The sequence below is a fragment of the Azohydromonas sp. genome, assembly GCF_035325925.1.
Taxonomy (GTDB): domain Bacteria; phylum Pseudomonadota; class Gammaproteobacteria; order Burkholderiales; family Burkholderiaceae_C; genus Calidifontimicrobium.
The window spans coordinates 24,091-42,016 of record NZ_DAOKZA010000001.1 but is presented as its reverse complement, the minus strand read 5'-3'; the positions used below and the strand labels follow the sequence as shown (position 1 = coordinate 42,016).

15 protein-coding genes and 1 tRNA gene are annotated in these 17,926 nt (G+C 73.3%); 12 read left to right on the top strand and 4 right to left on the bottom strand.

Annotated features, from left to right (window positions below; all coding sequences use genetic code 11):
* The first annotated feature begins 320 nt into the window (after window positions 1–320).
* The 5 genes from PKC53_RS00185 (at window position 321) to PKC53_RS00165 (ending at window position 4,171) form a co-directional block, all read left to right on the top strand.
* Window positions 321–896, top strand: coding sequence for an NADPH-dependent FMN reductase (locus PKC53_RS00185; protein ID WP_324425050.1), 576 nt, complete (start codon window positions 321–323; stop codon window positions 894–896).
* 81 nt (window positions 897–977) lie between these two features.
* Entirely contained in the window at window positions 978–1,793 is an 816-nt protein-coding gene (locus PKC53_RS00180) for a dienelactone hydrolase family protein (RefSeq protein WP_324425048.1), read from the top strand.
* A 307-nt stretch (window positions 1,794–2,100) separates the two neighbouring features.
* A tRNA-Arg gene (locus tag PKC53_RS00175) sits at window positions 2,101–2,175 on the top strand.
* 75 nt (window positions 2,176–2,250) lie between these two features.
* Window positions 2,251–2,622 (top strand): hypothetical protein, encoded by a 372-nt coding sequence (locus PKC53_RS00170; RefSeq protein ID WP_324425046.1) that lies wholly within the window; start codon window positions 2,251–2,253, stop codon window positions 2,620–2,622.
* A gap of 49 nt (window positions 2,623–2,671) precedes the next feature.
* Window positions 2,672–4,171, top strand: coding sequence for a hypothetical protein (locus PKC53_RS00165; protein ID WP_324425044.1), 1,500 nt, complete (start codon window positions 2,672–2,674; stop codon window positions 4,169–4,171).
* Window positions 4,172–4,489: 318 nt separating this feature from the next.
* Here PKC53_RS00165 and PKC53_RS00160 read toward each other — a convergent pair whose 3' ends face one another.
* Window positions 4,490–6,112, bottom strand: coding sequence for an iron ABC transporter permease (locus tag PKC53_RS00160; protein ID WP_324425042.1), 1,623 nt, complete (start codon window positions 6,110–6,112; stop codon window positions 4,490–4,492).
* A 73-nt stretch (window positions 6,113–6,185) separates the two neighbouring features.
* On the opposite strand from PKC53_RS00160, the gene PKC53_RS00155 reads away from it, so the two are divergent.
* The 7 genes from PKC53_RS00155 to PKC53_RS00125 all read left to right on the top strand — a co-directional run bounded on the left by PKC53_RS00155 (window position 6,186) and on the right by PKC53_RS00125 (window position 14,284).
* On the top strand, window positions 6,186–7,292 hold the full coding sequence (locus PKC53_RS00155) for an ABC transporter ATP-binding protein (RefSeq protein WP_324425040.1): 1,107 nt from the start codon (window positions 6,186–6,188) through the stop codon (window positions 7,290–7,292).
* Window positions 7,293–7,454: 162 nt separating this feature from the next.
* Window positions 7,455–8,891 carry a S41 family peptidase gene (locus tag PKC53_RS00150; RefSeq protein ID WP_324425038.1) on the top strand — a complete coding sequence of 479 codons (1,437 nt, stop codon included), beginning with the start codon at window positions 7,455–7,457 and terminating at the stop codon, window positions 8,889–8,891.
* A 169-nt stretch (window positions 8,892–9,060) separates the two neighbouring features.
* Window positions 9,061–9,816 carry a molybdopterin-synthase adenylyltransferase MoeB gene (moeB, locus tag PKC53_RS00145; protein WP_324425373.1) on the top strand — a complete coding sequence of 252 codons (756 nt, stop codon included), beginning with the start codon at window positions 9,061–9,063 and terminating at the stop codon, window positions 9,814–9,816.
* 10 nt (window positions 9,817–9,826) lie between these two features.
* On the top strand, window positions 9,827–10,732 hold the full coding sequence (locus tag PKC53_RS00140; RefSeq protein ID WP_324425036.1) for a TIGR00730 family Rossman fold protein: 906 nt from the start codon (window positions 9,827–9,829) through the stop codon (window positions 10,730–10,732).
* 118 nt (window positions 10,733–10,850) lie between these two features.
* A complete protein-coding gene (gene rocF / locus PKC53_RS00135) occupies window positions 10,851–11,771 on the top strand; it encodes an arginase (protein ID WP_324425034.1) in 921 nt (306 codons plus the stop codon).
* Window positions 11,772–11,807: 36 nt separating this feature from the next.
* Window positions 11,808–12,644, top strand: coding sequence for a type 1 glutamine amidotransferase (locus tag PKC53_RS00130; protein ID WP_324425032.1), 837 nt, complete (start codon window positions 11,808–11,810; stop codon window positions 12,642–12,644).
* Window positions 12,641–14,284 carry an ABC transporter substrate-binding protein gene (locus PKC53_RS00125; RefSeq protein WP_324425030.1) on the top strand — a complete coding sequence of 548 codons (1,644 nt, stop codon included), beginning with the start codon at window positions 12,641–12,643 and terminating at the stop codon, window positions 14,282–14,284. Before PKC53_RS00130 ends, PKC53_RS00125 begins: the two co-directional genes overlap by 4 nt.
* Before the next feature lie 16 nt (window positions 14,285–14,300).
* On the opposite strand, the gene PKC53_RS00120 is transcribed toward PKC53_RS00125, so the two are convergent.
* The 3 genes from PKC53_RS00120 to paaZ all read right to left on the bottom strand — a co-directional run bounded on the left by PKC53_RS00120 (window position 14,301) and on the right by paaZ (window position 17,768).
* Window positions 14,301–14,783, bottom strand: coding sequence for a hypothetical protein (locus PKC53_RS00120; RefSeq protein ID WP_324425028.1), 483 nt, complete (start codon window positions 14,781–14,783; stop codon window positions 14,301–14,303).
* Between the two features lie 202 nt (window positions 14,784–14,985).
* Complete coding sequence (locus PKC53_RS00115) at window positions 14,986–15,720, bottom strand: thermonuclease family protein (protein ID WP_324425026.1); 735 nt, start codon at window positions 15,718–15,720, stop codon at window positions 14,986–14,988.
* Entirely contained in the window at window positions 15,717–17,768 is a 2,052-nt protein-coding gene (paaZ, locus tag PKC53_RS00110) for a phenylacetic acid degradation bifunctional protein PaaZ (RefSeq protein ID WP_324425024.1), read from the bottom strand. The genes PKC53_RS00115 and paaZ overlap by 4 nt, the downstream gene beginning before the upstream one ends.
* Between the last annotated feature and the right edge of the window lie 158 nt (window positions 17,769–17,926).

Below are 17,926 nucleotides of genomic sequence, written 5' to 3'. Positions count from 1 at the left end.
CCTTGGACAGCCCGAAGGCCGCGAGCTCCGTGAGCGGCAGGGCCGCGGCTCCAAGGCCGCCTGCGCGGCCTTGGACAGCCCGAAGGCGGCGAGCTCCGCGAGCGGCAGGGGCCGCGCGACTCCAAGGCCGCGCGCTCAGCGAGCGGCAGGAGCCGGCGGCTCCACGCCCGCCCGCGCGGGCGTGTGCACCGCGCCGCGCCCGCGCCACCCCCGGTATCGGCGCACCGGCGACGAGGGCATTCGCGGCCCGATCTGGACGCGCCTGCGCGCAGGCCGCACCATCGACGTTCCGCGTTCGCGCACCGCCAGAGGAGACCTCCATGGCCACCCGTTACAGGATCGGCTACTTCGTCGGCAGCCTGTCGTCCACGTCGATCAACCGCCTGCTGGCCAAGGCACTGGTGCGGCTGGCGCCGCCGGCACTGCAGATGGAGGAGATCGCGATCAAGGATCTGCCGCTGTACAGCCCCGACTACGACGCCGACTACCCCCCGGTGGCTCGTGCCTTCAAGCAGGCCATCGCCGAGTGCGACGGCGTGCTGTTCGTCTCGCCCGAGTACAACCGCTCGATCCCCGGCGGGCTGAAGAACGCCATCGACTGGGCCAGCCGCCCCTGGGGGCAGAACGCCTTCTCGCGCAAGCCGTCGGGCGTGATCGGCACCTCGCCCGGCGCGATCGGCACCGCGGTAGCGCAGCAGAGCCTGCGCAGCGTGCTGTGCTTCTGCAACTCGCCGCTGATGAACACCGTCGAGGCCTACATCCAGTTCAAGCCCGGACTGATCACCGCCGACGGCGAGGTCACCGACGAAGGCACCGAGAAGTTCCTGCGCAACTACATGGACGAACTGCACCTGTTCGTCCAGCGCGTGCTCACCGTGCTGCCGCGAGAAGCCTGAGTGCCTGCCTCCGGTCATCGGCGCTGACGCGGGTCGTCGATCCGGAGCCGTTCCCGTGAAATCCAGCAAGACCTCGTCGCCATGCTGCTGGCGGCCGGCTTGGGCGCCGCCCACGGTACCGACGGCGCACCGGACCTGCGCCAGCACGTGTTGCAGCCGCTCGAGCTCCAGCCGGTGCGCTTCGGCGCCGAGGTGAAGGACTCGATCGGCATGTTCACCGACATCGCCGACACCGTCTCCAAGCCGGCGGGCGACGGACCACTCCCGGCCACGGTGCTGATGCACACCTGCGGCGGGCTCGAGGGCGCGCCATGGGCGCACATGAAGCCGCACGCGCAGGCCTTGCTGGCGGGCGGCCACGTGGTGCTCATGGTCGACAGCTTCGGGCCGCGCGGCTCGGACAGCTGCGCCACCCGCCCGCTCAGCCACTCCGCCGGCATCGGGGACGCCTGCGCCGCGCTGGCCTTGCTCGCGGCCAAGCCTTTCGTCGACAAGTCGCGCATCTACCAGGCGGGCTTCAGCTGGGGCGCGTTCGTGTCGGCCCACCTCGCGTCGCCGCAAAGCGCCCGCCTGGTGGACTCGGGTCTGCGGTTCGCTGCCACGGTGGCCAACTACGGCAGCTGTGCGTTCGGTCAGTACCAGCTGGTGCTGCCGGACATCGACCGGCCGCTGCTGTTGCTGATGGGCGGCCGCGACGAGGAAGTGCCTGCAGCACCGTGTTTCCCGATGCTCGAGCAGATGAAGGTGGCGGGCAAGCCGGTCGACTGGCACGTCTATCCCGAAGCCTCCCATGCCTGGGACACACAGGGCCTGCGCGCCCGCGGCTACGTCTACAGCGCGCAGGTCACGCAGGACGCCACCGCGCGCATGCTGGCGTTCTTCGCGACCGCCCGCTGACTCCTGGACCGCGGTCGTCGCCGTGAGCGGCGGGGCACACCGTGGGCCGCCGGGGTCGGTCGCCGCGGGGACGACCGGGCGACCGTGCTCGGGATCACGCGGCCCGCGTTGCGAGGACGACGCTCACCGGGCCGCGGCGCGCGCCCGACGACCACAGCGTCGCCGCTGCCGCCGGACCCGCTGGCCCGTGCTGCCCACGGGTTCGCGCGGGTTCGGTCCCCGCCCCGCGACGTCAGGCGGCCGGGCCGAGCGGGCGCCGCGGCCCGCACGACGGCAGCCGCGCGACGGCAGGCACAATGCGCACCCTCTCGCCGTAGTTCAATGGATAGAACGGCCGCCTCCTAAGCGGCAGATACAGGTTCGATTCCTGTCGGCGGGACCACCCGTCGAGGGCTGGTGCAGCCCTTGGCGCAAAGAACACATCCGCCTGGATCGACGCCGACGGGCCGCACGAGGGATGGACGACGCGACCGACGCCGAGCAGTTCATCGACCGCTGGGCCGCCGCATCGGGCTGCGAGCGCGCCAACTGCCAGCTGTTCGTCGCCGACCGCTGCCGGCTGCGCGGCGTGCCCCCACCCGGCCCGGCGGCGACAGCCGCGCCGGCCGGCAAGCGTCCGTGGCCTGCCGGCCTGCCCGAGCAGATCAAGGTCGTGGCCGAAGTGCTGGCCACCAGCGCCCGGCCGCTGTCGACCGACGACCTCGCCGCGCGCTTCACCGCCCGCGGCCGCTGGCGCGACCGCGTGCCCACGATCGTCGCGACGCTCGAGGCCATCGGCCGCGCGCGACACACCGACACGGCCGGCGCGCCGGCCTGGGTCGCGATGTAGGGCCATGCCGCCCGAGCGCTCCGCCGGCGGCGCGCCCACCCCGCGGTCCGTGCCGTCCGCGGCCGGGCGACACGACAGCGGCCACGACGCAGCGGGTGCCGCGGGCGTGCCGGCGTGGCTGTCGCACCGCGGGTGGACCATCGCGCTGGCGCTGCTCGCGCTGGCCCCGTGCATCGCCGGGCTGTACCGGCTCGACGCCTTCGGCCGCGCGCGCGAGGCGGCGCTCGCCACCGAGTTCTGGGTGACGGCCTTCGCGCCGCCGACCTGGCTGGTGTTGCTGCTGATCGCCGCGCTGTCGGCGCTGGCGCTGGCGCTGGCGTGGCGCGTGTCGCACAACGTGGCGGCGCGCTGGCTGGCGCTGTTCAGCGCGCTGCTCGCCAGCGGCTACGGCGTGATGACGACCATCGAGCACAGCGCGCTGGTCGACGGCTTCGTGCGCGCCGTGCCGCTGCTGCGCGGCTGGGGCGTCGGCGCCGAGGCCCTGCGCGCCTTCGGGCACGCCGTCGCGGCGCTCGAACGCGTGCTGTGGATCGGCGCGTGGCCGCTGGCGGCCACGGTGTCGGTGTTCTTCGTTCGCGCGGTGCTCGGCATCGGCGCGTCGCCGCGCGGCGGGCGCAGCGCCGCCGCGCTGCTGGTGCTTTGGTCGTTCGCGCTGGTGTCGACGAGCCTGCCGCACACGCCGATGGTGCCGGTCACCGCCGGCGTGCTGGCGCTGCTGGGCCTGGTCGTGTGGTGGCGCGCGCGCGCCGACGGTCATGAACTGCCGCCGTGGCTGCTGGCTCCGGGCCTCGTGCTGGCGTTGGGCGTGGCGTTGCCGCAGCGCTACCCGGTCGTGCCGATGCACGTGGTGGCGGCCATGACGATCCTGCCGGCGCTGCTGCGCGTCGCCGAGGCGCGCCCCGCCCTGCTGCTGGTGTTCCCGATGCTGCTGGGCCTGGCGGCGGCTCTGCACGTCGCGGGCGCCGACCTGACCGTGGGGCTGATGATGCCGTGGGTGGGGCTGTGCATGGTGGTGCTGCTGCGCACGGTCGTCGCGCGCGCCGACAAGCTCGGCGGACGCGGACGCCGGCAGGCACTGTGGTTCCTCAGCGGCTGGGCCGGCGCGGCGCTCGCCGTGCTGACGTGGCAGGCCGCGGTGTGGGGCGGCCGGCTGGCGGCATGCACCGTGGCCGGCCCGTCGGCGACCTGCTGGCTGCACCGGCACCAGGACTGGTTCCTGGTGGCGCCGCTGCCGATCCTGCTGCTGTCGTTCGTCGTCGCGCTGCTCTACCGCGGCCCCATCGACGCGGCGCGGTTGTTCAGGCGCACGGTGGTGTACGGTTCGATGCTCATGCTCACGCTGTTCGTGCTCGGTGTCAGCGAGGCGCTGCTGGGCGAGTTCGTGAGCCGCGGCCTGCCCTGGGAGACGCCGCCGATGCTGGCCACCGGCATCCTGGCGATCGTGCTGTACCCGGCCAAGCGCGCCTGCGAGCGCGGCGCCGAGCGGCTGCTGGCGCGCATCCTGCGCTGGTCGGAACGCGACGCACCGGACGGCGACGCGGCAGCCTGACGGCGCCGGGCCGACGGGCGCTGACAGTCCTGGTGCCCGACACGCACGCGCCGCCGGGGCGGCTGGGCGCCGCGGATCGGCCCGGCCCGGCGGCGCGCAAGGCGCTGCGACGCGCCAGCGCGGAGCACCCGGTGCTGGCATCGACCGTCAGCGTGTTCGAGCGTTGCACGACGACCCGGGCGACCGGCTGATCCCGGCCGCGGCATGGCACCCGGCGTTGCCGCCGATCACCGCCGACGTCGCGTCGCGGGCGCGGCCCGGCCCGAAGACCCTCGGGTCGGCCCGCCGCAACGCCGGCCGGCCGGGGCCGCGCGTGCCTCAGCGCTGCCGCATCGCGCGCGACAGCAGCACCACCGGGATCAGCCCGACGGCGACGATCGCCAGCGACGGCAGCGCGGCCTCGCCGAGGCGTTCGTCGCGCGCGAAGTTGTAGGCCACCACCGCCAGCGTGTCGGCGCCGAACGGGCGCAGCACCAGCGTGGCGGGCAGTTCCTTCATCACGTCGACGAACACCAGCAGCGCGGCGGCCAGCGCCGAGCGTTTCAGCAGCGGCGCGTGCAGTTCGGCCAGCAGCCGCCAGCGGCCGGCGCCGAGCATGCGCGCGCTGTCGTCGATCGAGCGCGGCACGCGCGCGTAGCCCGCCTCGACCGACTGCAGCGCCACCGCCGAGAAGCGCACCAGGTACGCGTAGAGCAGCCCGAGCAGCGTGCCGGTGACCAGCGCCGGCAGCTGCGCCGCCGGCCAGTGCTGCTGCACCCAGCCCACCGGCAGCAGGATGCCCACCGCGATCACCGCGCCGGGCACCGCGTAACCCAGCGACACGGTGCGCGCGGCCACCGCCAGCGCCTGCCCGGCCACGCCGCTGCCCCGCTGGCGCACGCGCAGCACGAAGCCCAGCGCCAGCGCCAGCACCACCGCGGCAGCGGCCGCCAGCGCTGCCAGCTCGAAGCTGACCCACGCCCACTGCACGAAACGCGCGAGCGGCAGCCCGAACTCGGCGTGCCGCGCCTCGAGCCACAGCATGCGCAGCAGGATCGCCACCGGCAGCACGAAGCCCAGCGCCACCGGCAGCGCGCACAGCAGCCAGGCGGCCACCGCGCCGCGCCCGCGCAGCGCCACCGGGCGCGCCTCGCCGGCCTGCGCCGAGCCGGGGCGGCTGGTGGCGAAGCGCAGCCGCCCCTGCGCGCGCCGCTCGACCCACAGCAGCAGCGCCACCAGCGCCAGCAGCAGCGACGCCAGCTGCGCCGCGGCGATGCGGTCGTTCATCACCAGCCAGGCCTTGTAGATGCCGGTGGAGAACGTCGTCAGCCCGAAGTACGCGCCGACGCCGTAGTCGGCCAGCGTCTCCATCAGCGCCAGCGCGACGCCGGCGGCGATGGCCGGGCGCGCCAGCGGCAGCGCCACCTCGACGATGCGCCGGCGCAGCCCGGCGCCCAGCAGGCGCGCGGCCTCCATCATCTGCACGCCGCGCTCGCCCAGCGCGGTGCGCGTGAGCAGGTAGACGTAGGGGTACAGGCACAGCACGAACAGCACCACCGCACCGGGCAGGCTGCGCACGTCGGGCCACAGGGCGCCCTGTGCGCCTGTAGCGGCGCGCAGCGCGGTCTGCAGCGCGCCGCTGAACTGCAGAAAGTCGGTGTACGCGTAGGCCAGCACGTAGGCCGGCATCGCCAGCGGCAGCAGCAGCGCCCACTCGAACACGCGCCGGCCGGGGAAGTCGAACAGCGTCACAGCCGCCGCGGTGGCGCCGCCGAGCAGCGCGACGCCGACGCCGACGCTGGCGGCCAGCAGCAGCGACTGCCCGGCGTAGCCGGGCAGCACGGTGTCGAACTGGTGCGCCAGCGTGGCCAGCGCCTGCGCGTCGAGCGCAAACCACGCGCCGAGCACGCCCAGCACCGGCAGCGCGAGCAGCGCGGCCAGCGCGGTCAGCAGCGCGGCCATGCGAGTCGACGCAGCAAGCGCGACCGGTGAATAAGAACGATGCGCATTCGGCGCGCGAGGCTATCATAGGCAGATGTTCCTCGAGTTGCTCCAGGTCGGCGTGCGCTACGCCGGCGCGGCCGCTCGGCCGGCGGTCGAGGGGGTGTCGCTGGGGCTGACCGCCGGGCAGATCGGCGTGCTGATCGGTCCGTCGGGCTGCGGCAAGACCTCGCTGCTGCGTGCGGTGGCCGGGCTCGAGCCGGTGGCCGAGGGGCGCATCTCGATCGGCGGCGAGACGGTGGCCGACGCCGTGCGCGGCGTGCACGCAGCGCCCGAGGCGCGGCGCATCGGCATGGTGTTCCAGGACTACGCGCTGTTCCCGCACCTGAGCGTGGCCGAGAACATCGCGTTCGGCATCCGCCACCTGCCGCGCGGCGAGCAGCGCGAGCGCATCGCGCGCATGCTCGACCTGGTCGGGCTCGCGCACGCGGCCAGGCGCGCGCCGCACCAGCTGTCGGGCGGGCAGCAGCAGCGCATCGCGCTGGCGCGCGCGCTGGCCCCGGCGCCGCGGCTGCTGCTGCTCGACGAACCGTTCTCCAGCCTCGACGTCGACCTGCGCGAGCGGCTGGCGCACGACATCCGCGGCATCCTCAAGCACACCGGCACGACGGCGCTGTTCGTGACGCACGACCAGCTCGAGGCCTTCGCGGTGGGCGACGTGATCGGCGTGATGCACCACGGCCGGCTCGAGCAGTGGGACGAGGCGTACGCGCTGTACCACCGGCCGGCGACGCGCTTCGTCGCCGACTTCATCGGCCACGGCGTGTTCGCGCCGGCGCGCATCGTCGAGTGCGCGCACGGCCACTGCGTGATGACGCCGCTGGGCGAGCTGCACGACATGGCCGAGTGCCCGCTGCCCGACGCTTTCCCCGGCGGCGAGTGCGAGGTGCTGCTGCGCGCCGACGACGTCGTGCACGACGACGCCAGCCCGGTGAAGGCGCGCATCGAGCGCAAGGCGTTCCGCGGCTCGGAGTTCCTGTACACGCTGCGCCTGGCCAGCGGCGAGTGCGTGATGGCGCACGTGCCCAGCCACCACGACCACCAGGTCGGCGAGTGGATCGGCATCCGCGTCGAGGCCGACCACGTGGTGACCTTCGCGCGCGAGGGCGACGCGCCGGCCGCCGCCCGTGCCGCCGCCTGACGCGCCGGCAGCCGGCGACGCGCGGCGGATTCGACGCAGCTCCCCACCGCGTGACGCAACTTTCGCGCCCGCTCGCTGCTCGAAAACCAGCCGGGTCTTATACTGGGATCGCGGTCGGGCGGTGCGTGGCCGCGTCCTCTTTCGCCTGAAGGCTGTCTGAAGATGGGTGCGAAACTGAGAGTTGCCGGGCTGGTCGCCGTGGGCGCCATCGCGGGTGCGCTGACCACGATGCAGTTCCAGGCGATCGCACGCAGTTCGCTGGCACCGCTGCCGCTCGAGGAACTGCAGCAACTCGCCGCGGTGTTCGGCATGATCAAGACCGACTATGTCGAGCCGGTCGACGAGAAGAAGCTGATCACCGACGCGATTTCCGGCATGGTCTCGGGGCTCGACCCACACTCTCAGTATTTCGACCGCAAGACCTTCAAGGAATTCCGCGAGGGCACCAGCGGACGCTTCGTCGGCGTGGGCATCGAGATCGGCATGGAGGACGGGCTGGTCAAGGTGGTCTCGCCGATCGAGGGGTCGCCAGCGTTCAAGGCCGGCATCAAGACCGGTGACCTGATCACCCGCATCGACGACGCGCCGGTCAAGGGCATGACGATGGACCAGGCCGTCAAGCGCATGCGCGGCGAGCCGAACACCAAGGTCGTGCTGACGATCTTCCGCAAGGCGGAGAACCGCGCCTTTCCGGTGACGATCACGCGCGCCGAGATCCGCACGCAGAGCGTGCGCGCGAAGGTCGTCGAGCCCGGCTACGGCTGGATCCGGCTCAGCCAGTTCCAGGACAACTCGGTCGAGGACTTCGTCCGCAAGGTCGACGAACTGTACAAGCAGGACCCGAACCTCAAGGGCCTGGTGCTCGACCTGCGCAACAACGGCGGCGGCCTGCTCGACGGCGCGATCGCGATCTCGGCGGCGTTTCTGCCGCGCGAGGCGGTGGTTGTCAGCACCAACGGCCAGGTCGCCGACTCGAAGGCCGTGTACCGCGCCACCCCCGAGCACTACGTGCGCCGCAGCGCCGGCGACCCGCTTCGCCGCCTGCCGGCGCAGGTCAAGGACGTGCCGCTGGTGGTGCTGGTCAACGAAGGCTCGGCGTCGGGCAGCGAGATCGTCGCCGGCGCGCTGCAGGACCACAAGCGCGCCACCGTGATGGGCGGCCAGACCTTCGGCAAGGGCTCGGTGCAGACGGTGCGCCCGCTGTCGGCCGACACCGCGCTGAAGATCACCACGGCGCGCTACTACACGCCCTCGGGGCGCTCGATCCAGGCCAAGGGCATCGTGCCCGACCTGTGGATCGACGAGACCGCCGAGGGCAACGTGTTCTCGGCGCTGCGCCTGCGCGAGGCCGACTACGAACGCCACCTGGCCAACGGCGGCGACGAAAAGGACCCCGCGCGCGACAAGGCGCGCGAGGAGGCGCGCAAGAAGCTCGAGGAGCAGATGGCCAAGGGCAGCGAGGCGCCCAAGCCGCTGCCCGAGTTCGGCAGCGAGAACGACTTCCCGCTGCAGCAGGCGCTGAACCAGCTCAAGGGCCAGCCGGTGGTCACCAGCAAGACCATGGTCGAGCGCAAGGCCGAGGCGCCTGCCGAGAAGTGACGGCCATCGCACCCGACGAACGGCCGGTCGCTGCGCGTCGCGTGAACCCTGACGGGGCGCCTGCGGGCGCCCCGCTTCGCTTGTCGGCGCCTGCGGGCGCCCTGCTTGCCTTGTCGGCGCCCGGGCGCGGCGTACGGTCGCGCTCGCGGGCATGCCCGCGCACCCGGCGATGAACGACGACCAGTTGCTGCGCTACTCGCGCCACATCCTGCTCGACGAGATCGGCGTCGAGGGCCAGCAGCGCCTGCTCGGGGCGCACGCGCTGGTCATCGGCGCCGGCGGGCTCGGCTCGCCGGTCGCGCTGTACCTGGGCACCGCGGGCGTCGGGCGCATCACGCTGGTCGACGACGACCGCGTCGACCTGACCAACCTGCAGCGCCAGATCGCTCACGATCTGGCGCGCGTGGGCACGCCGAAGGCGCAGTCGGCGATGCGCAGCATCCATGCGATCAACCCCGAGGTGACCGTCGTGCCGCTGGTGCAGCGCGTCGACGCCGCGGCGCTCGCCTCGCTCGCGCGTGACGCCGACGTCGTGCTCGACTGCACCGACAACTTCGCCACCCGTCACGCGGTCAACGCAGCGTGCGTGGCGCACCGCCGACCGCTGGTGTCGGGCGCGGCGATCGGCTTCGACGGCCAGATCTCCGTGTACGACACGCGCGACGCCGCCGCACCGTGTTACGCCTGCCTGTTCCCGCCCGAGGCGACTTACGAGGAGGTGCGCTGCGCGACGATGGGCGTGTTCGCGCCGCTGGTGGGCATCGTCGGCACCGTGCAGGCCGCCGAGGCGCTGAAGCTGCTGGCCGGCGTCGGCCGCTCGCTGGCCGGGCGCCTGCAGATGATCGACGTGCGCACGATGGAATGGACCGAGATCCGCGTGCAGCGCAACCCGCACTGCCCGGTGTGCGCCGGGCGCGACCGCTGAGGACCCGCGCATGGACGACAAGCGCGCCGAGCTGACCGCCCGCAACTTCCCCAGCGCCGAGCAGGATGCGCAGTCGGTGCCGGCCGTCGAGCGCTACGCCGGCCCCGGCAGCGCGTACCGGCTGGCCTTCACCGACACCGAGTTCCTGCTGCGCGAGGAACTGCGCCCGGTGCGCATGCAGCTCGAGCTGCTCAAGCCCGAGCTGGTGCAGCAGGAACAGGGCATCGAGTCGACGATCGTGATCTTCGGCAGCGCGCGCATCCTGCCGCCCGAGCAGGCCCGCGAGCGGTTCGAAGAGGCGCGCGCCGGCGGCGACGCGCGTGCGCTGGCGCGCGCCGAGACCGCGCTCGCGATGAGCCGCTACTACGACGAGGCGCGTCGCTTCGCCGCGCTGGTCACGCTGCGCTCGCGCGACCTGGACACGCCGATCTACGTGTGCACGGGCGGCGGCCCCGGGATCATGGAGGCCGGCAACCGCGGCGCCTTCGAGGTCGACGGCAAGAGCATCGGCATGAACATCGTGCTGCCGCACGAGCAGGCGCCCAATGCCTACATCACGCCGCAGCTGTGCTTCCAGTTCCACTACTTCGCGATGCGCAAGATGCACCTGCTGATGCGCAGCATCGCGCTGGTGTGCTTCCCGGGCGGCTTCGGCACGCTCGACGAGATGTTCGAGGTGATGACGCTGCAGCAGACCGGCAAGATCCGCCGACGCCCGATCCTGCTGTTCGGGCGCGACTTCTGGGAACGGCTGATCGACTTCGACCACCTGATCGACACCGGCATGATCGACGCCGACGACAAGCATCTGTACCACTACGTCGAGACCGCCGAGCAGGCCTGGGAGGTGCTGGCCGCCGAGTACGGCTTCGACGCGAACCCCACGACCACCGGCGACTACGCCGTCGACATATGACCACCCCCGAAGCGCCTCGAGGGGGCGCCGCCGGCAGAACGGTGAAGCCGCATCCGCGGCGGCAGCTCGACAGTCGGCGCCACGTGCCGGCGTGGCGCCGACGGCACCGGGGTCGCGAGTGAATGCACGCCCGGTCAGCCTCATCGGCGCGCCGACCGATGTCGGCGCCGGCGCGCGCGGCGCCAGCATGGGGCCCGAGGCGCTGCGCGTGGCCGGCATCGCGCAGGCGCTGGCGGGCCACGGCGTCGACGTCGTCGACCGCGGCAACCTCGCCGGCCCGACGAACCCCTGGCTGCCAGCGCGCGACGGCTACCGCCACCTCGACGAGGTCGTCGCGTGGAACCGCGCGGTGCACGATGCGGTGCTCGCCGAGCTGCGCCTGGAGCGCCTGCCGCTGCTGCTCGGCGGCGACCACAGCCTGGCGGTGGGCAGCATCGGCGCGGTGGCACGGCACTGCCGCGAGCGCGGACGGCGGCTGCGCGTGCTGTGGCTCGATGCGCATGCCGACTTCAACACCAGCGCGCTGACGCCCAGCGGCAACCTGCACGGCATGCCGGTGGCGGTGCTGTGCGGTCACGGGCCGGCGCCGCTGCTGGCCATCGGCGACGTGGTCCCGGCGCTGCAGCCGCGGCAGGTGCGCCAGATCGGCATCCGCAGCGTCGACCCGCTCGAAAAGCGCTTCGTGCACGAGGCAGGGCTCGAGGTGTTCGACATGCGCTATATCGACGAGCACGGCATGCGCCACGCGATGGAGCTGGCGCTGGCCACGCTCGACGCGAACACGCACCTGCACGTGAGCTTCGACGTCGACTTCCTCGACCCCGAGATCGCGCCCGGCGTGGGCACCACGGTGCCCGGCGGCCCGACCTACCGCGAGGCGCAGCTGTGCATGGAGATGATCGCCGACAGCGGCCGGCTCGCCAGCCTCGACGTGATGGAGCTGAACCCGGCGCTGGACGTGCGCAACCGCACCGCGGCGCTGGCCGTCGACCTGATCGAGAGCCTGTTCGGCAAGAGCACGCTGATGCGCCGCGGCTGAGCTACAGTGGCGCGCAGGTTCAGGCCCGCCCCGCCCATGCCCGACTCGACTCCGCTGCTGATCGGCATCTCCGCCCGCATCTACTACCCCGCCGCGCCGGTGCTCGACATCGGCGGCGTGTTCACCAAGACGCTGCACTACCTCGAGCAGTCGGTCGCGCACTGGGTGATGTCGCGCCACGTGCTGGCGGTGATGATCCCGGCGGTCGACGCCGACAGCATCGTCAAGCGCAAGGACATCAGCCTGCGCCGCTACGCCGACATGCTCGACGGCCTGGTGCTGCAGGGCGGCAACGACATCGCCCCCGAGACCTACGGCGAGACGCCGATCGACCCGCGCTGGCACGGCGACCGCGTGCGCGACCGCTACGAGATGCAGCTGGTCGAGGCCTTCATCGACGCGGGCAAGCCGGTGCTCGGGATCTGCCGCGGCCACCAGCTGATCAACGTCGCGTTCGGCGGCACGCTGTACCAGGACATCCCGACCCAGCTGCCGCAGGCCATCACGCACCTCGACACCAGCCTGTACGACCGGCGCCTGCACGCGGTGAACATCGTGCAGGGCACGCACCTGGCGCGGCTGTACTCGGGCACCACGCAGGCGGCGATCAACTCGATCCACCACCAGGCGGTGAAGGACCTGGGCCGCGACCTCGTCGTCGAGGCCCTCGCGGTGCCCGACGGGCTGGTCGAGGCGATCCGCTGGCGCGGGCCGAGCTACGTGTTCGGCATGCAGTGGCACCCCGAGTTCATGGCGCTCGAGACGCTGGACGAGGAACAGCTCGACGGCAAGCCGATCCTCGCCGACTTCCTCGACGCGGTGCGCCGTCGCAAGGTCCAGGCCACCGCCGCGCCGAAGCTGGCCGTGGCATGACGACCGCGCGTCCGCTCGCGCCGCGCGACGCGCACCGGCCCGGCTCGCGTCGCTTCGGCGCACCGGCATGGCGCCGCCGGCTCGGTGCGCTGGTGTTCGGGCTGGCCGCGCTGCTGTGCGTCGGCGCGCAGGCGCAGACGCTGCGCATCGCCAGCGCGTTCGACCCGCAGACGATGGACCCGCACGCGCTCGCGCTGCTGTACCACACGCGCGTCGTCAACCAGGTCTACGACTCGCTGATCGGCCGCAACGCCGACTTCGACCTCGAGCCGGCGCTGGCCACGGGCTGGCAGATGACCGCACCGACGCGCTGGCGGCTGCGGCTGCGCGAGGGCGTCGTGTTCCACGACGGCGCACCGTTCGGCGCCGACGACGCGGTGTTCTCGCTCGAGCGCGCGCTGGCGCCGCCGTCGCAGCGTGCGTTCCAGCTCAAGGGCGTGAAGGCGGTGCGCAAGGTCGACGCACACACGATCGACATCGAGCTCGAGGCGCCCGACGCGGCGCTGCCGCACAAGCTCACCGGGCTGCCGATGATGAGCCGCGCCTGGGCCGAGCAGCACGGCGTGCAGCGCGCGCAGGACTTCAACGGCCGCCAGGAGACGCACGCGGTGCGCCACGCCAACGGCACCGGCCCGTTCATGCTCGAGCGCTACGAGCCCGACGTGCGCACGGTGCTGAAGGCGCACCCGCGCTGGTGGGGCCGCGGCGATGCGCGCAACGGCAACCTGCAGCAGGTGCAGTTCGTTGTCGTGAAGAGCGACGCGACGCGGCTGGCGGCGCTGGCCAGCGGCGAGGTCGACCTGGTGCTCGACCCCACCCCGCAGGACGTGCAGCGGCTGCAGCGCGAGGGCCGGCTCAAGCTGCTGCAGATGCCCGACATCGGCCAGCAGTACCTGGCCTTCGACCAGGCGCGCGACGAGCTCGAGTCGAGCGACGTCAAGGGGCGCAACCCGTTCAAGGACAAGCGCGTGCGCCAGGCGGTGTACCAGGCGATCAACGTCGAGCTGATCGTCGACAAGGTGCTGCGCGGCCAGGCCACGCCCACCGGCGCGTTCCTGTCGTCGCGCGTCGACGGCTCGCCGCGCGAACTCGACCGCCGGCTGCCACACGACCCGGCCGCGGCGCGCCGGCTGCTCGCCGAGGCGGGATACCCGCAGGGCTTCGCGGTGACGCTGGACTGCGTCAACGTCGCCTGGCGCGAGGCGGTGTGCCAGGCGGTCAGCGCGATGCTCACGCAGGTGGGCATCCGCACGACGCTGCGTGCGTCGCCGACGAACCAGTTCTTCCCCAAGCTCAGCCAGGGCAGCGCGAGCTTCATCGAGTACGGCTGGACGCCGATCCCCGACGCCTGGCCGTCGCTCAACGGCCTGTTCCGCACCTTCGACCGCAGCGGGATGGGCACCTTCAATGCCGGCCGCTACAGCAACCCGAAGCTCGACGCGCTGATCGACGCGATCCGCGTCGAGCCCGACCTCGCCCGCCGCCGCGCGATGGTCGGCGACGCGCTGCGCATCGTGCACGACGAACTGCCCTACGTGCCGCTGTACCGCCGCACGCTGACCTGGGCCATGGCGCGCGACGTGCACGCGGTGCAGTGGCCGAACGACACCATCGAGCTGCGCTGGGCCGCCCGACGCTGAGCCGGGCGCGGTGCGTTCAGCGGTCGCCGATGCCGCGCGTGCGCACGCTCCACGGCGCGTCGTCGACGTCGCCGGGGTCGTCGACCTCGGCCACGTCGAGTCCCTCGATCGCAACCTGACGTGGGTGCGTCGCCGAGTGCGCGCGCAGCGCCAGCAGTTCGTCGCGCGCCGCCGCGGGGAAACCGCGGCGGCGCCCGCGGCGGTCGACGAGCAGGCTGTCGAACACCTGGCGCGTCAGCGCCGGGTCGCGCCAGCACAGCGCGAGGCGGTTGACGATGCGCGGGTACTGCGCCGCCAGCGCCGCAGGCCGCACCCCGGCCGGCAGCGTGTCCATCCAGGCGTGCGCCAGCTCGGTCAGCGACAGGTCCTGCGGGCGCAACGGTGCGCGCATCGCGCCGTAGTCGCCGATGCGCGAGTCGGCCGCGCGCTGCCGCGCCCGGGCGCGTGCCTCGCGTGCCGATGTCGACTCGTTGATGCGGCGAAGAAAGCCCAGGATCATCGGTGCTACGGCGTGGTGCGTCGGCCGGCCGAGCCGCCGATGGCCCCGCGCGGAGCGCGTCGGCGGCACGGCCGTTGACGCATTGTCGCCACGAAGCCGGCGCCGGCCGGCGCGCGGGCGACCCTTCGGTCGCAGCGGCGCCGACTAGTTCACGCCGCGCCGACCCCGGGATCGCGGGGGTCGCGGCAGACGCCCGTGCCGCTCAGCGGCCGCACCACCGACGCTCGCAGGGCACGCCGTCGCCGTCGCCGTCCATCTGCGTGTCGGGGCAGTGGCGCAGGAAGAAGGTCGCCTCTTCGCACGAACGCATCTGCCAGCACTGCGTGCGCCCGTCGCAGCGACGATCGACCTGCGTCGCCGGCACCGGCGCGCTGGCGGCGCCCGACGGTGGCGCGCCCGCGCCGAAGTCGCAGGGGCCGTGACGGCGGCGGAACTCGCGCGGCATCAGCGCGGTGCCGTCGGCGTGCAGGCCGCGCTTGAGCGCGCGCGCCATGCGCTCCTGCGCGACGAACGGCCCGCGGTCGTGCTTGTAGCGGTGGCTCCATGCGTGGCCGTCGCGCACCAGGCGCTCGCCGAGGTCGACGCCGCCGTGGCGCAGGCGGCCGAGCGTGCGGCCGTGATCGTCGCGGCCGAGCACGCGCAGCGTCAGCGTGCGGTCGCGCACCAGCTCGTCGAGCGCGTCGCGCGCCTGCGCGCCCCAGGGCTGGCAGCTCTCGGGGGCGTCAATCCCCTCGAGGCGCACCGTCAGCGGACGGCCGCCGTCGACCGGTGCGAAGCTCAGCGTGTCGCCGTCGACCACCCGCGTGACCGTGCCGACGACCTCGACCGCACCGCGCGCCGCGGCCGCCGGCGCGGCGAGCAGCGCCCACGGCACCGTCGCGAGCAGCAGCCACGCCGCCGCGCGCCCAAGCCACCCGGTGCCCGGCGTGCGCGTCACCCGCGCTTGGCCACCAGCGTGAGGATGTCGTAGCTCGCCACCAGCTCGCCGTGCTGGTTGGTGACCTCGACGTCCCAGGCGACGACGCCCTGCCCGACGCCCTTCGCGTCGGCGCGGCCACGGTCGGTCTTGCGCCTGCAGGTCAGTCGCGCCCGGATCGTGTCGCCGATGCCCACCGGCTTGACGAAGCGCAGCGTGTCGAGCCCGTAGTTGGCCAGCACCGGCCCCGGCGCCGGCGAGACGAACAGCCCGGCGGCCGCCGACAGCACGAAGTAGCCGTGCGCGATGCGCTGGCCGAAGGCGCTGTCCTTCGCCGCGATCTCGTCGAAGTGCATGTAGAAGTAGTCGCCGGAGATGCCGCCGAAGGCGACGATGTCGGCTTCGGTGACGGTGCGCCGGTGCGTCAGCAGCGAGTCGCCGATGCGCAGGTCCTCGAAGTGCTTGCGAAACGGGTGCACGTCGCTGTCGAGGACCTGCGCGCCGCGCACGTGCTCGCCGGTGACGGCGCGCAGCATCGAGGGCGACCCCTGCACCGCCGCACGCTGCAGGTAGTGCTTGACCGCACGCAGCCCGCCGAGCTCCTCGCCGCCGCCGGCGCGCCCGGGTCCGCCGTGCTTGAGCGGCGGCAGCGGCGAGCCGTGGCCGGTCGACTCGGCGGCGGCCTCGCGGTCGAGCACCAGCAACCGCCCGTGCGTGGCGGCGGCGCGCGGGATCGCGTGCGCGGCGACGGCCGCATCGCGCGTGACCAGCGTGCCGACCAGGCTGCCCTGCCCGCGCGCGGCCAGCACCAGCGCCTCGTCGAGGTCGTCGTAGGGCATCAGCGTGCTCACCGGGCCGAAGGCCTCGACCTCGTGCACCGCGTCGACCTCCAGCGGCCTCGCGCACGCCAGCAGCGTCGGCGCGAAGAACGCACCGTTGCGCGTGCCGTCGCCGACCGGCGCGAAGCCGCTGCCGCCGTCGTAGACCACCTCGGCGCCGGCGCGCAGTTGCGCGACGCGCGCGGCGACGTCGACCACCTGCGCGTGTGACGCCAGCGCGCCCATGCGCACGCCCTCGACCGCCGGGTCGCCGACCACGGTCTTCGCCAGCCGCGCGGCCAGCGCCTGCGCCACCGCGTCGAGCCGGTCACGCGGCACGATGGCGCGGCGGATCGCGGTGCACTTCTGTCCCGCCTTGACCGTCATCTCGCGCGCGACCTCCTTGACGAACAGGTCGAACTCCTCGTCGCCGGGGGCCACGTCGGGCGCGAGGATCGCGCAGTTCAGGCTGTCGGCCTCGGCGTTGAACGGCACGCTCGCGCGTACCAGGTTCGGGTGCGTGCGCAGCTTCGCCGCGGTGTCGGCCGATCCGGTGAAGGTCACCACGTCCTGGCCGTCGAGGCGGTCGAGCAGGTCGCCGGTGCCGCCGATGATCAGCTGCAGGCTGCCCTCGGGCAGCAGCTTCGACTCGACCACCAGCCGCACCAGCGCCTCGGTGAGGTAGCTCGTCGCGGTGGCCGGCTTGGCGATGCACGGCATGCCGGCGAGGAAGCTCGGCGCGAACTTCTCGAGCAGCCCCCACACCGGGAAGTTGAACGCGTTGATGTGCACCGCGACGCCGCCGCGCGGCACCAGGATGTGCGTCCCGGCGAACGCGCCGTGCTTGCCCAGCGGCACCACCGGCCCCTCGTGCACGAGGTTGCCCGACGGCAGCTCGTTGCCGCCGATGCCCGCGTACGCGAACAGCGTGCCGGTGCCGCCTTCGATGTCGATCCAGCCGTCGGCGCGCGTCGCGCCGGTGTGCGCCGACACCGCGTACAGCTGCTCCTTGCGCTCGGCCAGGTACTTGGCCAGCGCCTTCAGCCGCGCGGCGCGCTGCTGGAAATCCAGCGCCAGCAGCGCCGGCACGCCGACGCGGCGCGCGTGCTGCACCGCCTCGGCGAAGTCGATCGCCTCGGCGTGCGTCGCGGCCACCGGCGCACCGTTGACGGCGCTGCGCAGCGTCTGCGCGGCGTCGCGGCCGAACCAGCGTCCGGCGATGTGGGACTGCAACACGGGGGTCGTGGTCATCGAACGATTCCTCTGGCACTCGCCGCGGCGTGCGCGGCGTCTTGGTGAACGGGCCGCCGCGCGGCCCGTGTGTCGGTGAACGGGCCGCCGCGCGGCCCGTGTGTCGGTGAACGGGCCGCCGCGCGGCCCGCGTCGGGGGTCGGACAGCGCGAAGTGTG

Bases quoted from the DNA above. Each gene is read 5' to 3' on its own strand.
- PKC53_RS00185 (WP_324425050.1), top strand. From the start codon at position 321: ATGGCCACCCGTTACAGGATCGGCTACTTCGTCGGCAGCCTGTCGTCC.
- PKC53_RS00180 (WP_324425048.1), top strand. From the start codon at position 978: ATGCTGCTGGCGGCCGGCTTGGGCGCCGCCCACGGTACCGACGGCGCA.
- PKC53_RS00170 (WP_324425046.1), top strand. From the start codon at position 2,251: ATGGACGACGCGACCGACGCCGAGCAGTTCATCGACCGCTGGGCCGCC.
- PKC53_RS00160 (WP_324425042.1), bottom strand. From the start codon at position 6,112: ATGGCCGCGCTGCTGACCGCGCTGGCCGCGCTGCTCGCGCTGCCGGTG.
- PKC53_RS00155 (WP_324425040.1), top strand. From the start codon at position 6,186: ATGTTCCTCGAGTTGCTCCAGGTCGGCGTGCGCTACGCCGGCGCGGCC.
- PKC53_RS00150 (WP_324425038.1), top strand. From the start codon at position 7,455: ATGGGTGCGAAACTGAGAGTTGCCGGGCTGGTCGCCGTGGGCGCCATC.
- moeB (WP_324425373.1), top strand. From the start codon at position 9,061: ATGAACGACGACCAGTTGCTGCGCTACTCGCGCCACATCCTGCTCGAC.
- PKC53_RS00140 (WP_324425036.1), top strand. From the start codon at position 9,827: ATGGACGACAAGCGCGCCGAGCTGACCGCCCGCAACTTCCCCAGCGCC.
- PKC53_RS00130 (WP_324425032.1), top strand. From the start codon at position 11,808: ATGCCCGACTCGACTCCGCTGCTGATCGGCATCTCCGCCCGCATCTAC.
- PKC53_RS00125 (WP_324425030.1), top strand. From the start codon at position 12,641: ATGACGACCGCGCGTCCGCTCGCGCCGCGCGACGCGCACCGGCCCGGC.
- PKC53_RS00120 (WP_324425028.1), bottom strand. From the start codon at position 14,783: ATGATCCTGGGCTTTCTTCGCCGCATCAACGAGTCGACATCGGCACGC.
- paaZ (WP_324425024.1), bottom strand. From the start codon at position 17,768: ATGACCACGACCCCCGTGTTGCAGTCCCACATCGCCGGACGCTGGTTC.